Source organism: Stenotrophomonas maltophilia group sp. Smal32 (assembly GCF_030237085.1).
In the GTDB taxonomy this organism is placed as follows: Bacteria; Pseudomonadota; Gammaproteobacteria; order Xanthomonadales; family Xanthomonadaceae; genus Stenotrophomonas; species Stenotrophomonas maltophilia_Q.
In genome coordinates, this window is sequence record NZ_JASJSI010000045.1 from 16847 (window position 1) to 34534 (window position 17688).

Consider the following 17688-nt stretch of genomic DNA (forward strand, 5'->3'; position numbering starts at 1 on the left):
ATCCGGCGGAGGGCTGGGCGCTCACGGGCGGCCTCCCTTGCCGAATTCATCCACCTGGATGTGCGGGGCGTCCGGCATCGGGCCAGTGCGCCAGGCGCGCAGCTGGTAGACGTAGGACAGGACCTGGGCGACGGCCGAATACAGTCTCACGGGGATTTCCTTTCCGAGTTGGCCTTCCCGATACAAGGCGCGTGCCAAAGGCGGGGCGGAGACGATCGCGACCTTGTTGCCGTCGGCCACCTCACGGATGCGCAGGGCGGTCTCGTCCACGCCCAGCGCGACCACGGTGGGGGCGTTCATGGCCCCGCCTTCGTACTTCAGGGCCACCGCGTAGTGGGTGGGGTTGACCACCACCACGTCGGCGGTGGGCACCGCTTCCATCATCCGGCGGTTGGCCATCTGCTGCTGCAGCTGGCGGATGCGGCCCTTCACCTCGGGGCTGCCTTCGCTTTCCTTCATTTCCCGGCGCAGCTCTTCACGGGTCATCTTCAGCTTGCGCATCCAGTTCCAGCGCTGGTACGGCGCGTCGATGGCGGCCAGCACCAGCATGGCGCCGGCGGTGGCCAGCAGCAGGCGCAGGGTGAAGCCGAGCCCGTCGGTGATGGCCGTCTCCAGCGGGTGATGGATCAGCCCGCGCAGGGTGTCGAAGCCGGTCCAGACCACCAGGCCGGCGGCGACGCCTACGAAGGCCACGCGCAGCAGCGATTTGGTGAACTCGGCGATGGCCTCCGGGCCATACAGGCGCTTGAGCCCGCTCATCGGGTTCATGCGGTTGATGTCGGGCAGCAACGCCTTCTGCGACCAGCGCAGGCCTCCCATCACCAGCGGGGCGACGAAGCTGGCCAGCAGGCAGACCAGCACCAGCGGCGCGATCACCAGCATGAACTGCAGCAGCAGGTCACCGAAGTGGCCGAACAGCTCCTTCGGGTTCTGCCGCAGGCTCTGTTCCGGGCTCAGCGCCTGCTTCATCCAGGCCGTGGCGCCACGGCCGATCGAGCCACTCATCGCCATCACCGCCAGCACGCCGGCGCCGAATACGGCGGCCGTGCCGAGTTCGCGCGAGCGCGGCAGGTTGCCCTGTTCACGGGCGTCGCGCAGGCGTTTCTCGGTCGGTTGTTCGGTCTTTTCGCCGGCGGATTCGTTCTCGGACATCACGGGGCACTACGGCAGGGGATGCCGGGGTGCGTGCAAGAACCGTTCCACGCATGGCGGGTGGCGCATCCACGCATGGCGTGGATCTACTGTAGAGCCGAGCCCACGCTCGGCTGAGGTTGGGCCCAGGCGCGAAGCGCAGCCGAGCGCAGGCTCGGCTCTACAGGAGGGTGTTGCAGGAACCGTTCCGTGATGGCGGGCGGCGGCACGGGCAATGCCGGGCCGTGCCCGGCGCAATCATCCGTCCGGCTTCACCGGCTGCAGCGGAATCGACAACATGCTGTCGCTGTGCCAGTCCACCCGCAGCGGTTCACCCGCATCGGCCACGCTCTCGTCGCTGACATCGCGGCCGGTACCGTGGTTCACCTGGTGCATCGCGTCCTTCAGTACATCCACCTTCACCAGCAGGCGGCTGCCGGCGGCCAGTCGGCGCGCCACCATGCGCGTGCGGTCGAAGGGCAGGTGGGTCCATTGGCCTGGCTGAAGCAGCTGGCGCGTGGTCGGGTCACGCACGTGGCTGGCCCGGCCCATGTAGTAGGACAGCTGCATCCGGCGTCCATCGGCCATCAGTTCGTACAGGGTGACGGTGAAATCGAAGTCGCGCTTGTTGATCCGGACCTTCAGGTCGCCGGAGAAGCTGCCCACCAGATCCATCGGGCCTGTAAAGGGATCGGTGACAAAGGACAGCGCCGTATCCCTTTCGTCCTGTGCTGCGATGATCGGGAACGGGTAGTAGCCATGCCGCATTTCATTGCGGTCGGCCAGGTCCACGGTCTGCCCCAGCTGGTCTGGCGCTGGCGGCTGTTCCTGCAGGCGGTGGTAGCCATCGGCCGAAGCGGGTGCGGCCGACAGGTGGTAGCGGCGGTGGGCACCCGCGGCGGCGTCCAGCGTTGCCGCATGGCCCCAGCGGTTGGCGCCCATCAGCTGGTAGTTCACGCGGTCGGGCACCAGCGCAGGACGCGGCGCGCCGCGCAGCACATGGTCCAGCCACTGGAAGGTGACTGCCGGGGTATCGAACTGCGCGGCGGGGTCGACCGCGTAATCACGCAGCTGCAGCGGTTTGACCGCCGACTGCGCACCACGATGGTCGTAGGGGCCGATCAGCAGGGCATGGTCCGCATCGGGGCGGTGCCGCAGGTGGTCCTTGAAGTACTGCAGTGCCGAGATCTGGCCATCGTCGTAGTAGCCGGTGATGGTCAGTACCGGGATGCGGATGTCGTCGAACTGGTCGCCATAGGGAACCATTGACTGCCAGTAAGCGTCGTACGCCGGGTGGTCGAGCCAGCGCTGCAGCCAGGGGTTCGGCGTGCCATCGACCTGGTCGATCTGCCGGTAGGGGCGGCCGGAGGCATACCAGCGGCGCGGCAGCTGCGACCAGCGCTCGTTCTGGTTGTAGGTGTCGTTGTCCAGCATCGGGCCATTGGCCACATAGAACGCCCAACCGTAGTTGGCACTCAGGAACACGTTGTTTTCCATCGGCAGGCCCTGGCCGGGGATGGCGGCAACGTAGGGCACGATGGTCCTCAGTGCGGGATGGTGATGGCGCGCCGCCGCCCAGGCAGTGAAGCCCTCATAGCTGCCGCCATACATGGCCACCCGGCCATCGTTCCACGGCTGGTGGCTGATCCAGTCGATGGCTGCGTTGGCGTCCCCGCCGTCATGCTCATAGGGAGCGATGGTGCTGATGCCCCGACCCTTGCCACGGGCATCGACCACGATGCCGGCGTAGCCATGTGCGGCGGCCAGCAGCATCTTCTGCCGGTTCTTGGGTGGATCGGTGTAGATGGTGAACAGCATTGCTGCAGGCAGCGGAGCCCTGGCGGCGCGTGGCCGTGCCAGCTGCGCCGACAGCACGACGCCATCGCCGGCGGGGATGCGCAGGGCATCGTCGATGACGAAGCGACGCTGCTCTTCCGCGGCGACCAGCGCAGGGGCCAGTGCGGCGGCAAGGGTCTGTGCACGCAGTACCGCCCGCAGGCGCAGCAGTTCCAGGGCGACGGCCTCGGTGACGGTCGCGGCCCCCGCCTGCGCGGCGATGGCCTGCTCCAGCTGCGCGCGCACCGGGGCTGGCTCAGCCGAGAGCGCGGCATCGGCCTGCACCGCGGCAACGTCGTCGAGGGCAGCGAAGGTGCTGTGGAAGGCACGCGCATACCCCGCTGCGTCCTGCTCGCCGGCGGTGGCGAGCAGCAGCATCGACACCCAGCGCTGCACCGCCGCGGTATCACCGTCGCTTGCAAGCGATGCGCGTGCCTGCTGGATCGATCGCCGCGCTTCGCTGGTCCGGTCCAGCGCAAGCAGCGCGTGGCTGCGCTGTGCGTCGGTCAGGGAGGCAGACTTCAGCAGCTCGGTGCCCAGTGTTCGCAGGGCTGCGTCGGTCTGCGCGGGAGATGCATCCGCGGGCAGCGACCATGACAGATCGCTGGCCAATGCGCGGGCGCAGCTCAGGGCCAGCAGCAGACCTGCCAGGGTGGTGCGGAGTGCCACGGGCTCTTCCTTGCATGACGGTCGCGCGGCCCATCATACGGGAGCCGAGCGCAGGCTCGGCTCTACAGGAGGCGCGGGGCATTTGTAGGGCCGAGCCCATGCTCGGCTGCGGTTGGCTCAAGCGCGAAGCGCAGCCGAGCGCAGGCTCGGCTCTACAGGAGGGTGTCGAAGGAGTCGTTCCGTGATGGCGGGCGGCCGCGCCGCGAGGCGTTATCCGGGCGGGTGTTGCGGCGGCGGGCTCTGCGCCAGTTCCACCCGCGGCCGTGGCAGGTCGTGCAGCTGCATGAAGCGCGCTGCATCGACCGGCCGGCCCAGCAGGTAGCCCTGCAGGTAGTCGCAGCCCAGACGCTCCAGGTAGGCGCGCTGGGCGGCGGTTTCCACGCCTTCGGCGACGATGTCCATGTCCAGCGCATGGCCCAGCGCCACGATCGCCGAGACGATCACCACGTCCTCGGCGCTGTGCTCCAGGTCGCGCACGAAGGCGTGGTCGATCTTGATCTCGGTGGCCGGCAGCCGCTTCAGGTACAGCAGGCTGGAATAGCCGGTGCCGAAATCGTCGATGGAAATGCCTACGCCCAGTGCCGACAGTGCCTGCAACAGGCGCAGGCTGGTGTCGGTATCGCGCATCACCGTGCTTTCGGTGATTTCCAGCACCAGGTGCCGTGGCGCGATGTTGTGGCGCTCGATCACCGTGCGCACGTCCTGCAGCAGGTGCGGCGAGCTGAACTGCACCGGCGACAGGTTCACCGACATCGACCAGCCTTCATGACCGGCATCGTGCCATCGCCGCAGCTGCTGGCAGGCCTGGTCCAGCGCCCAGCGCCCGATGTCGTTGATCGCGCCGCTGCGCTCGGCCAGGCGGATGAATCGATCGGGCGGGATCAGGCCATGTTCCGGATGCCGCCAGCGGATCAACGCCTCGGCGCCGGCCACCTTCTGCGTCGCGACGCGGATCTTGGGCTGGAAGTTCAGGAACAACTGGTCGCTGCCGATCGCCCGGCGCAGGTCGGCCAGCAGCCGGAACTGCTGCTCGGCACTGTCGTTCATCCAGTCCGCGAACAGCACGAAGGCGTTGCGTCCGGACTCCTTGGCCTGGTACATCGCCGCGTCGGCAAACGCCATCAGCTGCCGCTCGCTGGCAGCATGGTCGGGGCAGATCGCCACGCCGATGCTGGCGGTTACCTGAAGTTCGTTGTCCGGCAGCAGCGGTCCGCTGCCGACCGCCTGCAGGATGCGCCGGGCGAGGGTAGGCAGATCCTCGTCGTGCTCGATGCGTACCACCAGCACGAACTCATCGCCGCCGAGGCGGGCCAGCATGTCATGGGGGCGCAGCAGCTGGCGGGTGCGCTCGGCCACCGCCACCAGCAGCGCGTCGCCGGCCTGGTGGCCATAGGCATCGTTGACCTGCTTGAAGCCGTCAAGATCCATGAACATCACTGCGAAACGGCTGCCGCCCTGTTCGGCCTCGGCCAGCGCCTGCACGATGCGCCGCTGCAGCAGCAGGCGGTTCGGCAGGCGGGTGAGCGGATCATGCAGTGCAGCCTGGGTCAGCTCCTGCTGCGCGTCGGTCAGGGAGGTGCTCAACATCGAGTTGCGCAGGCGCAGCAGCTGGGCCTCGACCCGCTGGTCCAGCCACGACACCACCAGCACCACGGCCAGGATTGCGACGGTCAGCAGCACCACCAGCATGGCCAGCCATTCGCTCTGCAGGCCATCGCCGACCGCCGCGCCGCAGATGCTGCCTTCCGGAAAGCGTGCGGCGGCCATGCCGGTGTAGTGCATGCCGACGATGGCCAGCCCGAGCAGGCCGGCGGCCGCGAGGCGGTCGCCGACACGGGTGCGCTGCGCGCGCAGGCGGAATGCCACATACAGCGCAGTCCACGAGGCGGCGACCGCCACCATCAGCGAGAACAGCAGCCAGCCCGGGTCATAGTCGATGCCGGGTTGCATGCGCATGGCCGCCATGCCGACGTAGTGCATGCAGGCGATGCCGGTACCCATCAGCAATGCCCCGCCGGCCAGGCGGGGATGCGGCAGGGTGCGCAGTGACACCAGCCACAGCGCGAACACAGACGAGGCGATCGCCAACGCCAGCGAGAGCAGGGTGATGGGCAGGTCGTAGCCCAGTGGAATGGGCAGGTCGAAGGCGAGCATGCCGATGAAGTGCATCGACCAGATGCCCAGGCCCATGGCGAAGCCGCCCCCCAGGCGCCACCACCACGCCGCGCCCTTGCCTGGTGCGGTGACGGTGCGCCCGGCCATCGCCAGCGCGGTGTACGAAGCCATCACGGCGACCAGCAACGAGATCGCCACCAGCCAAGGATTGTACGTGCCTACCAGCATTCGTCAGTCTCCCGGACCTGCCTGTCGACGGAAACCACGGTGGGGCATGCATGAGGCAGGCCGACGCAGTGCGTCGACCAGACGCGGCGTCCCCCTGGGCGCCGCGCATTCACTCTAACGCGTGGACCCGGGGGGACTTCAAGCGGCAAGACGTGAAATTGCGCCCCTGTAGAGCCGAGCCCATGCTCGGCTAGGGCTCCGGCCAATGGCACCCGAGCTTGGGCTCGGCTCTACAGAAACGAAGGCATGGCAACCAGTAAAACGTGATGATCAGGTCAGTGTGTAACCGCGTCCGCAGCCTGGAAGGCGGCATCGAACAAGCGCTGCACCGGCGGCCCCATTTCACCGGCCAGCAGGGCCAGCAGGAACAGGCCCAGCAGCAGCGAGACCGGCAGGCCCAACTGGATCGGGTTCAGCGCCGGGGCGGCGCGGGCCAGTACGCCGAACGCCAGATTGACCGCCAGCATCGCCACCGTCAGCGGGATGGCCAGGGTCAGTGCGCCGCGCAGTACGGTCAGCAGGAAGGTCGGGGCAATGCTGAAGAACGCGTGCGGGTCGGGCAGCGGGGCGCCGATCGGCAGTGCCCGGTAACTGTCCACCACCAGCGAGATCAGCGCCAGGTGGCCATTGGCGGTGAAGAACAGCAGGCCGAACATCAGGTAGAACCACTGCCCGATCACGCCGGAGGTGCCGCCGCGCAGTGGGTCGCTCATCTGCGCGAAGGCCAGGCCGGTGCCCTGGGCGATCAGTTCGCCGGCCAGCGCACCGGCCTCGAACACCAGGCGCAGCAGGAAGCCGATGGACACGCCGATGGCCAGTTCCCGGGCGATGGTCAGCACGGTGGCGGCGTCGAAGCCGGTCCAGTCCGGTACCGGCGGCAGCAGTGGTGCCAACGCGATGGCAAGGGTGCCGGCCAGGATCACGCGGATCCGCGCCGGCACCGCGCGGGTGCCGACCATGGGCATGGCCATGGCCACCGCACCGATGCGCAGCATGGTCCATAGTACGGTGCCGATCATGCCGAAGGCCTGCAGGCCGTCGGCAGCCATCTGGGTGGCGGCGTCCATCGAAGCGTGTGTCCTAGCCGATCAGGTGCGGGATGCGCTGGAACAACAGCGTGGTGAATTCAACCAGGTGGCCGATCAGCAGGCTGCCCAGCGCGAACAGCACCGCGGTCAGCGCCGCCGCCTTGGCGACGAAGGCGATGGTCGGTTCGTTGAGCTGGGTCGCGGCCTGCACGACGCCGACCACCACGCCCACCACCAGTACGGTGAGCAGCAGCGGGCCGGCCACCCACAACACGGTGATCAGGCCGCCACGCAGTTCGGTCAGGGCAAGTTCGGGAGACATTCGGGTTCCATCTGCTTATGTAGAGTCGAGCCATGCTCGACTGCTCTTTGCGGGGGATATCAAGCCGGATTGAAGCTCGCCGCCAGTGTGCCGACGGTCAGCACCCAGCCATCGACCAGCACGAACAGCAGGATCTTGAACGGCGCCGACACCAGCATCGGCGACAGCATCATCATGCCCATCGACATCAGCACGCTGGCCACCACCAGATCGATGATCACGAACGGGATGAAGATCAGGAAGCCGATCTCGAAGGCGGTCTTCAGCTCGCTGGTGACGAACGAGGCGACCAGCACCGGGAACGGGATCGCGTCGGGGCTGGCGTAGGTGCCGTGCCCGGCGATGCCGGCGAAGGTCATCAGGTCGGTCTCGCGGATCTGCGCCAGCATGAAGGCGCGCAGCGGCGTGGTGGTCAGCGTCCAGGCGGTCTGGAAGTCGATGTCGCCGTTGAGGTAAGGCGCCATGCCGGTGCTCCAAGCCTTGTCCCAGGTCGGCAGCATGATCATCGCGGTCAGGAACAGGGCCAGGCCCAGCAGCACCTGGTTGGACGGCGTCTGGCCCGTGCCCAGCGCCTGGCGCAGCAGGCCCAGCACGATGATGATGCGGGTGAACGAGGTCAGCACCAGCAGCATCGACGGGATCAGGGTGATCGCCGTCATCAGCAGCAGGGTCTGCAGCGGCAGGCTGACCGGCGCACCGCCGATCTTGCCGACGTTGATGTCCGGCAGCGGCGTGGTCGGTGCGCCGGGCGCGGCGAACGCCAGTGCCGGCAACAGGCACAGGGCAAGCAACAGCAGCCACGGCATCAGGATGGCAAGACGGGTACGGGTGACACGCATGTCAGGGGTCCTTGCGCAGCCGCTGCTGCAGCAGCTGGGCGAAATTCGGCAGGTTCTTGAAGTCCGGCACGCGTACCGGCGCCGGTGGCGGCAACGGTTCGGGCAGGGTATGCAGGGTATTGATGCCACCGGCGGTGACGCCCAGCAGCAGCTGCTGGCCGTTGACCTCGACCACCACCACGCGTTCCTTGGCGCCGACACTGAGGCTGGCTACCAGCTTCATGCCTTCGGCAGGGCGGAAGCCGCTGCCGGGCATGCGCTTGAGCAGCCAGCCCAGGCCGATGACCAGGGCCAGCACCGCCAGCAGCGCCAGCACCGCACCGAACAGGCTGGGTGCGGCGGCCGCATGCTGGCCAATCTGCGGGCCAACCGGGGCGGCGGCCTTGCCGACCGCCAGCAGGGTGGAGGCCAGCAGGCTCAACGCAGTCTCCGGATACGCTCGCTCGGGCTGACCACGTCGGTTAGGCGCACGCCGAAGCGGTCATTGATCACCACCACTTCGCCGTGGGCGATCAGCGTGCCGTTGACGAACACATCCAGCGATTCGCCGGCGCCGCGTTCCAGTTCCACCACCGAGCCCTGGTTGAGCTGCAGCAGGTTGCGGATCGGCAGGCGCGCGCGACCGACTTCCAGCGACAGCGTCACCGGCACATCGAGGATCACGTCCAGGTTCAGGTCCGGGCCGTTCGCCTCGTCGGCCTGCAGGCTGCTGAACTGGGCCGGGGTGGGTTCGAGGGCGTCGATATCGTTCATTGCGGGTCTTCCTGGATGACGGGTACGCGCGGGCGGGTGCCCGGCGGATGGGTAGCGGTGATCTTCACGGCATTCATGCCGTTGGCGATGCCGAACTCGCCGGTGAACACCGGGATGTTCTCCACGCACAACGGCACCTGCGGGCTGAGCTCGATCGGCAGGATGTCGCCGACCTTCAGCTGGGTCAGGTCACGCAGCGTCATGCGCTTGCTGGTCAGCACGCTGGACAGGGTCACCTCGGCGATGTTGAGCTGTTCGCGCAGGGTCTGGCCCCAGCTCTCGTCGCGGTCGTTGCGGTCACTCTGGATGCCGGCGTCGAGCAGTTCGCGGATCGGCTCCAGCATCGAGTACGGCAGGGTCACGTGGATATCGCCGCCACCACCATCGAGCTCGACGTGCAGGCGGCACACCACCACGTACTCGCGCGGCGTCACGATGTTGGCGAAGTGCGGGTTGATTTCCGAGTTGATGTACTCGAAGTCGACATCCATCACCGGTGCCCAGGCCTCGCGCAGGTCGGCGAAGGTCTGCTTCAGCAGCAGGTGGATCACCCGCATTTCGGTGGCGGTGAACTCGCGGCCTTCGATGCGGGTCGGGTAGCGCCCGTCGCCACCGAAGAAGTTGTCGACGATGGCGAACACCAGGGTCGGTTCGAACACGATCAGGCCGGTGCCACGCAGCGGCTTGAAACGGATCAGGTTCAGGTTGGTCGGCACATACAGCGAGTGCATGTAGTCGTTGAACTTGATCAGCTCGATGCCGCGCACCGACAGCTCGGCCGAGCGGCGGATCAGGTTGAACAGGCCGATCCGCCACAGGCGTGCGAAACGCTCGTGGACCATTTCCAGGGTTGGCATGCGACCGCGGATGATGCGGTCCTGGCTGGCGAAGTCGTATGAGCGCGCTTCGCCTGACGGCGGTTCCGGATCGGTCTCGACCGCGCCACTGTCCACGCCGTGGAGCAGGGCATCGATCTCGTCCTGGGACAACAGATCATTCATTGGTGGGCCCTTACTGGGTCACGAAACTGGTGAACAGCAGGTCGTCGGCACCATTGCTGCCGGTCTCGGCCTTGAGCACTTTCTGCACTTCGGCCAGCGACGCAGCCTGCAGCTTCTGCTTGCCGGCGACATCGGCGATCTGGTCGGGGCTGACCTGCGAGAACAGCATCAGCAGGCGTGCACGGATGGCCGGTGCGTGGGTCTTGATCGCCTCCAGCGCGGCCGGGTCACGCGTCATCAGCTGCACTTCCAGCTGCAGGTAGCGCGGGCCGTCGACGGGGCCGTTGAGGTTGACCACGAAGGCCGGGTCGAGCGCGAAGTACTGCGCCGGCGCCGGGGTGGCCGACTTCTTCGGGGCCTGCGCGGTCTTCTCTTCCGGCTTGGACTGGGTGAAGAACCAGACGCCGCCACCAGCGGCGGCGGCGGCCAGCACGGCCACCAATGCGGTGATCAGGATCGGACTGCGCGGCTTGGCGGCCTTGTCCTTCTCGGCGGTCTTCTTGGTTTTGTCAGCGGCTGCGGCCACGGGGTGAAGCTCCTGAGGGTTGCTTCACCGGGATATGCAAGGGGTGTGCCGAAGATGGGGCGGTGGGGTGCGACGGAATTCCGTCGGGGTGCCGGTGCGGCCGTGCGGAGCAAGCTCCGCAGCCACCAACGCGATACGGCGAAGTGCCGATCCTGGCCGGCTCCATTGCCCCGGTGCCCCTGTGCCCTGGTGGGCGCCGACCGCCCCACTCTGGTAGGTGCCAACCTTGGTTGGCACGCGTGTCAGGCGTAGGCGTCCAGCAATCCGCGCTGGCGGATCAACTGCGCGGACGACACGCTGGTGTCACCCGGCGACGGTTCTCCGTCACCGGCCATGCCGCCGGCGCCGGATTGCCCCGACGCACTGCCGTCACCTCCAGGCGCCTGGTGGCCGACATCGGCGTGGGCCAGTTGGAAGCCCTGTTCGCCCAGCAGCTCGCGCAGGCGCGGCAGGCTGCTTTCTAGCGCCTGCCGCACGTCCACGTGCGGGCTGCTGAAGCTGGCATGCACCTTGTCGCCGTTCAACTGCAGGCGAACATCCACCGGGCCCATGTCGTCCGGACTCAGGCGGATGTGGGCGTGACCGATCTTCTGGTCGGCCAGCCAGCCCAGGCGCGCGCCGATGGCCTGGTCGAAGCCGTCGTCACCCAGCACGGGCTTGGGCGTGGGTTCGCCATTGAAGATCGCGTTGCCGGTGGCGAGCGCCGCTTTCAGGTCCTGCACGGCGGCCGCTGCCGGTGCGTGCAGCAGTGGTGCACTGTTGCGGTCGCCGAGGGCAGCCACGTCACTGCCTTCGCCGCGCTCGCTGCGCTTGCCGGGCGGGATCATCTCCGGCAGTGGCAGCGCGCTGGCATCGTCAGCGCTGGTCGCCGCAGGTTTGCCGTCGGCCGTCGCTGCGGCTGCGGTAGCCGCTGCTGGGGCGGTTGCGGGCAGCGCCGGGTTCGCGGCGGTGGCAGCGGGCAGCGCGCTACCGTCGCTGGCCAGCGACGGTGCAGCGGTGGTCGGCAGAGCGGCGGCCGGATTCACGGGCGTCGGCATCGCCAGCACCAGGCCGGCCAGGCCGAGCGGTGGCCACGGGGCATCCTCGGTCGCGGCGGGCGTGTCCTTGTCGGTGCCGGGTCCAGCCGGGGTGGCGGCAACGGGCGGCAGCGGCGACGTTTCAGCGCTTGCCGCTTCGCCTTCTGCGTTGCGTTCGCCGGGAGCCTGGCCATTGCTGTCGGGGGTCGATGGCTGGCTCGGCGTGGATGGCGTCGGCGTGGTGGCGCTGCTGGCAGGGGCGGCTGCAGAGGGCGCGCCACCCTGCAGCAGCTGGCCGAATTCCTTGCCGCGCTCGCTGCGCGGTGCGCGCGCTGCAGCGCCGCCGGAATTCTGTGTCTGCGCGTTGGCGCTGCTGGCGAGCGGGGAGGGCATCACGAGCGGCCTCCCTGCTCGGTGCCATCCTGGTCTTCGGCCTGTACAAGGCGCGCGCGGCGCGCACCGATGTCGTCCATCTCGCGCTGGTCGCGGCGATCGGTCACCACTTTTTCCTGCGCGCGGTAGCTGGCGGCGAGCTGTTCCAGCACGGCCTTGTCCCGGCTGGCCAGGATCAGGCGGGCACGCTCGGCTTCCACTTTTTCGCGGTTGCCGTTGACCGTGGCTTGCTGCTGCTCGACCGCACTGTCCAGGCGGTCCAGGAAAGCGCGACGGTTCAGCAGCTGCGCCGGGCTGGTCGCTGCCATCTGCGCGTTTGCGTACTCCTCGGCATAACGTCGCAGTTCGTCCAGTCGCGATAGATGGGTATCGAGAACGCGCTGGCGTTCAGCGAGGTCTCGGGCGACCGCGTCCTCGTGTTCCTGGGCCCGCTTGAGCAGGGGATCGATGCGCTTGGACTGGTTCATGGCTTAACTCTCTTGTTCCACCAGGCGCTGCAGTGCCGCCTGGCTGTGCGGGAGATCTGCGGCCTTGGCAACGTCCTGGCCGAGGAACTCCATGATTTCCGGCCAGCGTTCCAGGGCTTCGTCGGTGGCCGCGTCGTTGCCGCGCTGGTACGCACCGATGGCGATCAGGTCGCGGTTGGCCGAGTAGGCCGAGACCAGCCGCTTCAGCTTGCGGATGCGCAGGCGCCACGGCTCGTCGGCGATTTCCGTGACCACTCGGCTGACTGACGATTCGACGTCGATGGCCGGATACAGGCCGCTGTCGGCCACGCGCCGCGAGAGCAGGATGTGACCATCGAGGATCGCGCGGGCGGCATCGGCGATCGGGTCCTGCGGATCGTCGCCCTCGGTCAGCACCGTGTAGAACGCCGTGATCGAACCACGCCCCTTGGCGCCGTTGCCGGCGCGTTCGACCAGCGCCGGCAGCTTGGCGAACACCGACGGCGGGTAGCCGCGGGTGGTCGGCGGCTCGCCGACCGACAGGCCGATCTCGCGCTGTGCCTGGGCGAAGCGGGTCAGCGAGTCCATCAGCAGCAGCACATTCAGTCCCTGGTCGCGGAACCATTCGGCAATGGCGGTGGCACGGTAGGCGCCGTGCAGGCGTGCCAGCGGCGGGCGGTCGGCCGGGCTGGCCACCACCACGGCGCGGCGCAGGCCTTCCTCACCCAGAGTGGTTTCGACGAAATCACGGACTTCGCGGCCACGTTCACCGATCAGCCCGACCACGATCACATCGGCAGCGGTGTAGCGGGTCATCATGCCGAGCAGCGTGGATTTGCCGACGCCGGAGCCGGCGAACAGGCCGACACGCTGGCCGCGGCCGATCGGCAGCAGCGCGTTGATCGCGCGCACGCCCACGTCCAGCGGCTGGGTGATCGGTTCACGTGCCAACGGATTGATCGAGACGCCGGCCATGCCGACGTGGCCTTCGGCGCGGATCGGCCCCTTGCCGTCCAGCGGCACGCCATCACTGTCGATGACCCGGCCGAGCAGGCCTTCGCCGACTTCCACGCCACCGCGGCGCGCCGACGGCACCACGCGGGCGTTGGGCAGCAGGCCGTGCAGTTCAGCGCTGGGCATCAGGTAGGTGCGCTCGCCGGCAAAGCCGACCACTTCGGCATCGACCCAGCCACCGTCGACCACTTCCACCTTGCAGCTGGCGCCCAGCGGTGCCTCGCAGCCAACCGCTTCGAGCGTCAGCCCGACCGCGCGACGCAGCACGCCCTCGCGGATCAGGCCGCGACCATGCGCGGTATCCACGCGCAGGCCGTCGAGACGACGGGCCAGGCGCAGGTTGCGGGCCATGGCCCAGTCGGCGGGCGGTGGCGTGGGCTGCGATTCGGGCGTCATGCGCCTGCTCCGGTCTGGCGGATCACCGCATCCAGCGCGCCACGCAGGCGGGCTTCCAGGGTGCCGTCGATGCGCACCGCTTCGGCATGCACGCGCAGGTCGCCGCGGCTCAGGCTGGTATCGGGCACCAGGCGCTGCTGCGGCGACAGGTTCAGCAGGGGGGCGAGGGCGGCGATGTCGTCGGGGTGCAGGCGCACCTCGACTTCGCGGGTGCTGCCTCCGACCGCGTCGATGGCCTCGCCGACCAGCTGCGCCAACAGCGCAGGGTCGGCCTCGTAGGCACGCCCGACCAGGGCACCGGCGATGCGCACGGCCAGCTCGCCGAGCGCACCGACCACTTCATTCTCCAGCCGCACCAGCGGCCGGCTGAAGTTGTCCAGGATGCCTTCGATCTGCGCGGCGAGGCGCCGCACCTCGGCCTGGCCCTGGCTGTAGCCGTCGGCATGGCCGTGCTGGAAGCCTTCCTTCTCGGCGCTGTCCTGGATCGCCTGGATCTCCTCCAGGGTCGGCAGCTGCAGCGGTGGCTCGGGTTCGTGTTCCGGGTCCGGCTCGGTGAGTTCGAACACATCTTCCTGCGCCAGCGCCGGTTCGGGCTGGGCCAGCAGGTCCGGGGCAAGCCAGCGCACGACGTTGCTCACAGCATCGCCTCCGCGCTGCCGCCGATGGTGACGGTGCCTTCATCGGCCATGCGCTTGACGATGGCCAGGATCTCGCGCTGCGCGCCTTCCACGTCGGACAGGCGCACCGGGCCACGGGCTTCCATGTCCTCCAGCAGGATTTCGGCCGCGCGCTGCGACATGTTGCGGGTGATCTTGTCGCGCACCTTGATGTCGGCACCGCGCAGGGCCAGGCCCAGGCGCTCGCCGCTCACTTCGCGCAGGACCAGCTGCATTTCGCGATCGTCCAGATCGACCAGATCGTCGAACACGAACATCAGGTCCTGGATGCGGTTGCTCAGTGGCGCATCGATGCGTGCGATTTCGCCCAGGATCGCTTGGTCCTGGCCGCTGTCCATGAAGTTCAGGATGTTGGCCGCGCACTGCACGCCGCCGATGTTGGACGACTTCAGGTTCTGGTTGCCGGCGAACTGGCGCTCCATGATCTCGTTGAGTTCATTGAGCGCGTTCGGCGGAATGCCGTCGAGGGTGGCGATGCGCAGCAGTACGTCGACGCGGGTACGGTCGGGCAGCAGCTTCAGTGCGTCGGCGGCCTGGTCTGTTTCCAGGTGCGCCATCACGATGGCGATGATCTGCGGGTGCTCGTTGCGCACCAGGTCGGCCACCGCGCGCGGGTCCATCCACTTCAGCGCGTCCAGGCCGGTGGTGTTGCGGCCGAGCAGGATGCGGTCGATCAGGTTGCCGGCCTTCTCGCTGCCCAGCGCCTGCACCAGCATGTTGCGGATGTAGTCATCCGAACCCACGCCCAGTGAGGTCTTCGAGCCCAGCTCCTGGCCGAACTGGTCCATCACCCGTTCCACCTGCTCGCGGGTGATGTCGGTCATGGTGGCCATGGCGATGCCGATCTTCTGCACTTCCTTGGGTTCCATGTGGCGCAGCACCTCGGCCGCGTCCAGCTCACCCAGCGAAAGCAGCAGCACGGCCGCGCGCTGCACGCCGGTCAATTGCGGCTCAGTCATTGGCCACCCAGCCCTTGACCACCTGGGCCACGCGCTTGGAGTCGGTCTTCACGGCTTCACGCGCCATCCGCAGTCGTTCCTCATATGAATCCACCGGCAGGGCCAGTGCGTCTGGCCCGGCCAGGCTGGCCCGGTCGGCGCCCAGCGCCGGCAGCGGGGTGCCATCGTCATCAACCAGCTGCACGTCCGCGGTATGCGGTTCCAGTGCGTGCTCGTCGTTCTTCTTGTTCTGGCCGGTGATCGCGCGCAGCGCCGGGCGCAGCACGCCGAACAGCAGTGCCAGCACCACCACCGCGCCGAGCAGCATGCGGCCGGCGTCGTGCACCCAAGGCAGCTCCCACCAGGCCGGGCCTTCCTCGGGCGTGATCTCGCGCACGAACGGGGCGTTCATCACCGACACGGTGTCGCCACGCTCGGCGTTGAAGCCGACCGCCTGCTTCACCAAGGCCTCGACGCGGGTCAGCTCGGCGGCCGACAGCGGCTGCGGGCTCATCTTGCCGTTGGCGCCGGCGCGCGGCACGTTGTCCACCAGCACTGCCACCGACACGCGCTTGATGCGGCCCGCGGGCTGGCGGGTGTGCTGCAGGGTGCGGTCCAGCTCGTAGTTGCGGGTCGCGTTCTTGCTGCTTTCGGTCGGGGTCTGCGCCGTGGCCGGCGCGGCCTGCTGGCCCGGCGGGCTGTTGCTGGTCGCCCCCGGCACACCCTGCGGACCCGGCGTGCTGGTGGTGTTCTCGCTCATCTGCTCGCTGCGCAGCTTCTGCGGCTCGCCGTTATAGAGCTCGCGGGCTTCTTCGGTCACCGAGAAATCCATGTCCACGCTCACTTCCGGATTGACGCGGCCCGGGCCGGTCATCGGTTCCAGCAGCTCGCGGATGCGTTGGTTGAACGAGGTTTCCTGGCGGCGCACCTGTTCGAACTGTGCAGCGTTGACGGCTGCCTCGCTGTTGGGGTCGGTGATGCTGAGCATGCGCCCGCTCTGGTCGACCACGGTCACCCGTTCCGGGGCAAGATCCGGGATGCTGGCCGCGACCATGTGCACGATGGCGTCCACCTGGCTGCGTTCCAGCTGCTGGCCTCCGCGCAGTTCCAGGGTCACCGAAGCGCTGGCGACATCGCGCTGACGGGTGAAGGCGCTGGGCTTGGGGATGGCCAGGTGCACGCGCGAGTCGCGCACTGGGCGCAGCGTGTTGATGGTGCGCGACAGCTCGGTTTCCAGCGCGTGCTGGTAGCGCGCGCTTTCCACGAACTGGCTGACACCGAAGCCGGGGTCGCGTTCCATCAGCTCGAAACCGAGCTTGCCGCTGTCGGTCAGGCCGGAGCCGGCCAGCTTCAGGCGGGCGTCGTGCAGGTTCTTCTCCGGCACGGTGATGCCGCCGGTGGCGGGATCGAGCGCGAACGGAATCTGCGCGGCGCGCAGCAGGTCGGTCGCTTCAGCGGTCGCCTTCTGGTCCAGGCCGGTATACAGCGGGACCATGCCCGGCTTCTGTGACCAGAAGAACACGGACAGGCCTGCCGCCACCGCCACCGCGATCATCGCCATCAGGCCCAGCCGACGGGTGATCTGCAGACTCTGCAGGCGGTCGAACCATTGCCCGGCCTTCTCGGCGTTCAGGCTGTCCTTGGAGAGCGTCAGTGCCATGCGTCAATGTTCCTTACAGCGGCATGTTCATCACGTCCTGGTAAGCCTGGACGAGACGGTTGCGGACTTCCACGGTGGCGCGGAAGGCGATCTGGGACTGCTGCGAGGCGACCATCACCTTGGCCAGGTCGGCGCTGGGGTCGCCCATTTCGAAGGCCTTGGCCAGGGCGCCGGATTTCTGTTGCGCGTCGTTGACGCCGGCAATCGCACCACGCAGGGTTTCGGTGAAGCTGGCCGGCTGGGCCTGCGGTGCTTCCAGCACCGTGCCCGGCAGGGCATTGCTGCGCGGGGTTTCGCCCAGCGGGTTGAGCGCCGGCTGTCCCATCTGGGTCTGATAGGAGCGGATCTGCGAAAGGATCGAAGTGACGGAGTGGGACATCTGCAACGGTTCCAGAAACAGGGATGGGGTTGTCTGCTGGAGCCAGTGCAAGTGCCGTGCCGAAACCGGTTTTCGATTCAGTGAAGTGAGGAGGTTGGGTGTGCGTGCGGGGTTGCACCCCGCTCCCCGCGGTAGTGCCGGCCCCGGGCCGGCCACACCAACACCAAAACCAAAAGCGAACAAAACGTGGGTTTGGGGGGGGGGGGGGGGGGGGGGGGGGGGGGGGGCGGCCGGCCCTGCCTCGCCGGGGGCGGGGGCCCGGCCCCCCCCGCCCCCCCCCCCCCCCCCCCCCCCCCCACCCCCGCCCCCGTGCAGCCCAGT

At 68.2% G+C, this 17688-nt stretch carries 17 protein-coding genes; all 17 read right to left on the reverse strand.

Going from position 1 to position 17688, the window contains the following annotated elements; all coding sequences use genetic code 11:
- Positions 1–21: 21 nt before the first annotated feature.
- Positions 22–1152 carry a flagellar biosynthesis protein FlhB gene (gene flhB / locus QRO91_RS12460; RefSeq protein WP_005416428.1) on the reverse strand — a complete coding sequence of 377 codons (1131 nt, stop codon included), beginning with the start codon at positions 1150–1152 and terminating at the stop codon, positions 22–24.
- A gap of 237 nt (positions 1153–1389) precedes the next feature.
- Positions 1390–3636, reverse strand: coding sequence for a CocE/NonD family hydrolase (locus QRO91_RS12465; RefSeq protein WP_285310414.1), 2247 nt, complete (start codon positions 3634–3636; stop codon positions 1390–1392).
- A 210-nt stretch (positions 3637–3846) separates the two neighbouring features.
- On the reverse strand, positions 3847–5979 hold the full coding sequence (locus QRO91_RS12470) for a bifunctional diguanylate cyclase/phosphodiesterase (protein WP_197620529.1): 2133 nt from the start codon (positions 5977–5979) through the stop codon (positions 3847–3849).
- A gap of 275 nt (positions 5980–6254) precedes the next feature.
- Positions 6255–7046: a flagellar biosynthetic protein FliR gene (gene fliR, locus QRO91_RS12475; RefSeq protein ID WP_099552064.1), complete on the reverse strand. Its 792-nt coding sequence runs from the start codon at positions 7044–7046 to the stop codon at positions 6255–6257.
- Between the two features lie 13 nt (positions 7047–7059).
- The gene (locus tag QRO91_RS12480) at positions 7060–7329 is read right to left on the reverse strand and encodes a flagellar biosynthetic protein FliQ (RefSeq protein ID WP_005413254.1); all 270 of its coding nucleotides are present in this window, start codon (positions 7327–7329) and stop codon (positions 7060–7062) included.
- A gap of 59 nt (positions 7330–7388) precedes the next feature.
- A complete protein-coding gene (gene fliP, locus QRO91_RS12485; protein ID WP_197651023.1) occupies positions 7389–8168 on the reverse strand; it encodes a flagellar type III secretion system pore protein FliP in 780 nt (259 codons plus the stop codon).
- Position 8169: 1 nt separating this feature from the next.
- Positions 8170–8568, reverse strand: a complete 399-nt coding sequence (gene fliO, locus QRO91_RS12490; RefSeq protein WP_170272481.1) for a flagellar biosynthetic protein FliO — start codon at positions 8566–8568, stop codon at positions 8170–8172.
- Between the two features lie 17 nt (positions 8569–8585).
- On the reverse strand, positions 8586–8921 hold the full coding sequence (gene fliN, locus QRO91_RS12495) for a flagellar motor switch protein FliN (RefSeq protein WP_005409543.1): 336 nt from the start codon (positions 8919–8921) through the stop codon (positions 8586–8588).
- A complete protein-coding gene (gene fliM, locus QRO91_RS12500) occupies positions 8918–9922 on the reverse strand; it encodes a flagellar motor switch protein FliM (protein WP_197651024.1) in 1005 nt (334 codons plus the stop codon). The genes fliN and fliM overlap by 4 nt, the downstream gene beginning before the upstream one ends.
- A 10-nt stretch (positions 9923–9932) precedes the next feature.
- The gene (gene fliL, locus QRO91_RS12505; RefSeq protein WP_049480301.1) at positions 9933–10448 is read right to left on the reverse strand and encodes a flagellar basal body-associated protein FliL; all 516 of its coding nucleotides are present in this window, start codon (positions 10446–10448) and stop codon (positions 9933–9935) included.
- A 242-nt stretch (positions 10449–10690) separates the two neighbouring features.
- Positions 10691–11857, reverse strand: coding sequence for a flagellar hook-length control protein FliK (locus QRO91_RS12510; protein WP_197620527.1), 1167 nt, complete (start codon positions 11855–11857; stop codon positions 10691–10693).
- A complete protein-coding gene (gene fliJ, locus QRO91_RS12515) occupies positions 11857–12324 on the reverse strand; it encodes a flagellar export protein FliJ (protein WP_005413256.1) in 468 nt (155 codons plus the stop codon). The genes QRO91_RS12510 and fliJ overlap by 1 nt, the downstream gene beginning before the upstream one ends.
- 3 nt (positions 12325–12327) lie before the next feature.
- Positions 12328–13713 (reverse strand): FliI/YscN family ATPase, encoded by a 1386-nt coding sequence (locus QRO91_RS12520; protein WP_164147210.1) that lies wholly within the window; start codon positions 13711–13713, stop codon positions 12328–12330.
- Positions 13710–14351 carry a FliH/SctL family protein gene (locus QRO91_RS12525; RefSeq protein WP_049429346.1) on the reverse strand — a complete coding sequence of 214 codons (642 nt, stop codon included), beginning with the start codon at positions 14349–14351 and terminating at the stop codon, positions 13710–13712. The genes QRO91_RS12520 and QRO91_RS12525 overlap by 4 nt, the downstream gene beginning before the upstream one ends.
- Positions 14348–15334, reverse strand: a complete 987-nt coding sequence (gene fliG, locus QRO91_RS12530) for a flagellar motor switch protein FliG (RefSeq protein WP_024958226.1) — start codon at positions 15332–15334, stop codon at positions 14348–14350. Before fliG ends, QRO91_RS12525 begins: the two co-directional genes overlap by 4 nt.
- A 7-nt stretch (positions 15335–15341) precedes the next feature.
- The gene (gene fliF / locus QRO91_RS12535) at positions 15342–16988 is read right to left on the reverse strand and encodes a flagellar basal-body MS-ring/collar protein FliF (protein ID WP_049429345.1); all 1647 of its coding nucleotides are present in this window, start codon (positions 16986–16988) and stop codon (positions 15342–15344) included.
- A gap of 13 nt (positions 16989–17001) precedes the next feature.
- Complete coding sequence (fliE, locus tag QRO91_RS12540; RefSeq protein WP_005416441.1) at positions 17002–17367, reverse strand: flagellar hook-basal body complex protein FliE; 366 nt, start codon at positions 17365–17367, stop codon at positions 17002–17004.
- Positions 17368–17688: the final 321 nt, after the last annotated feature.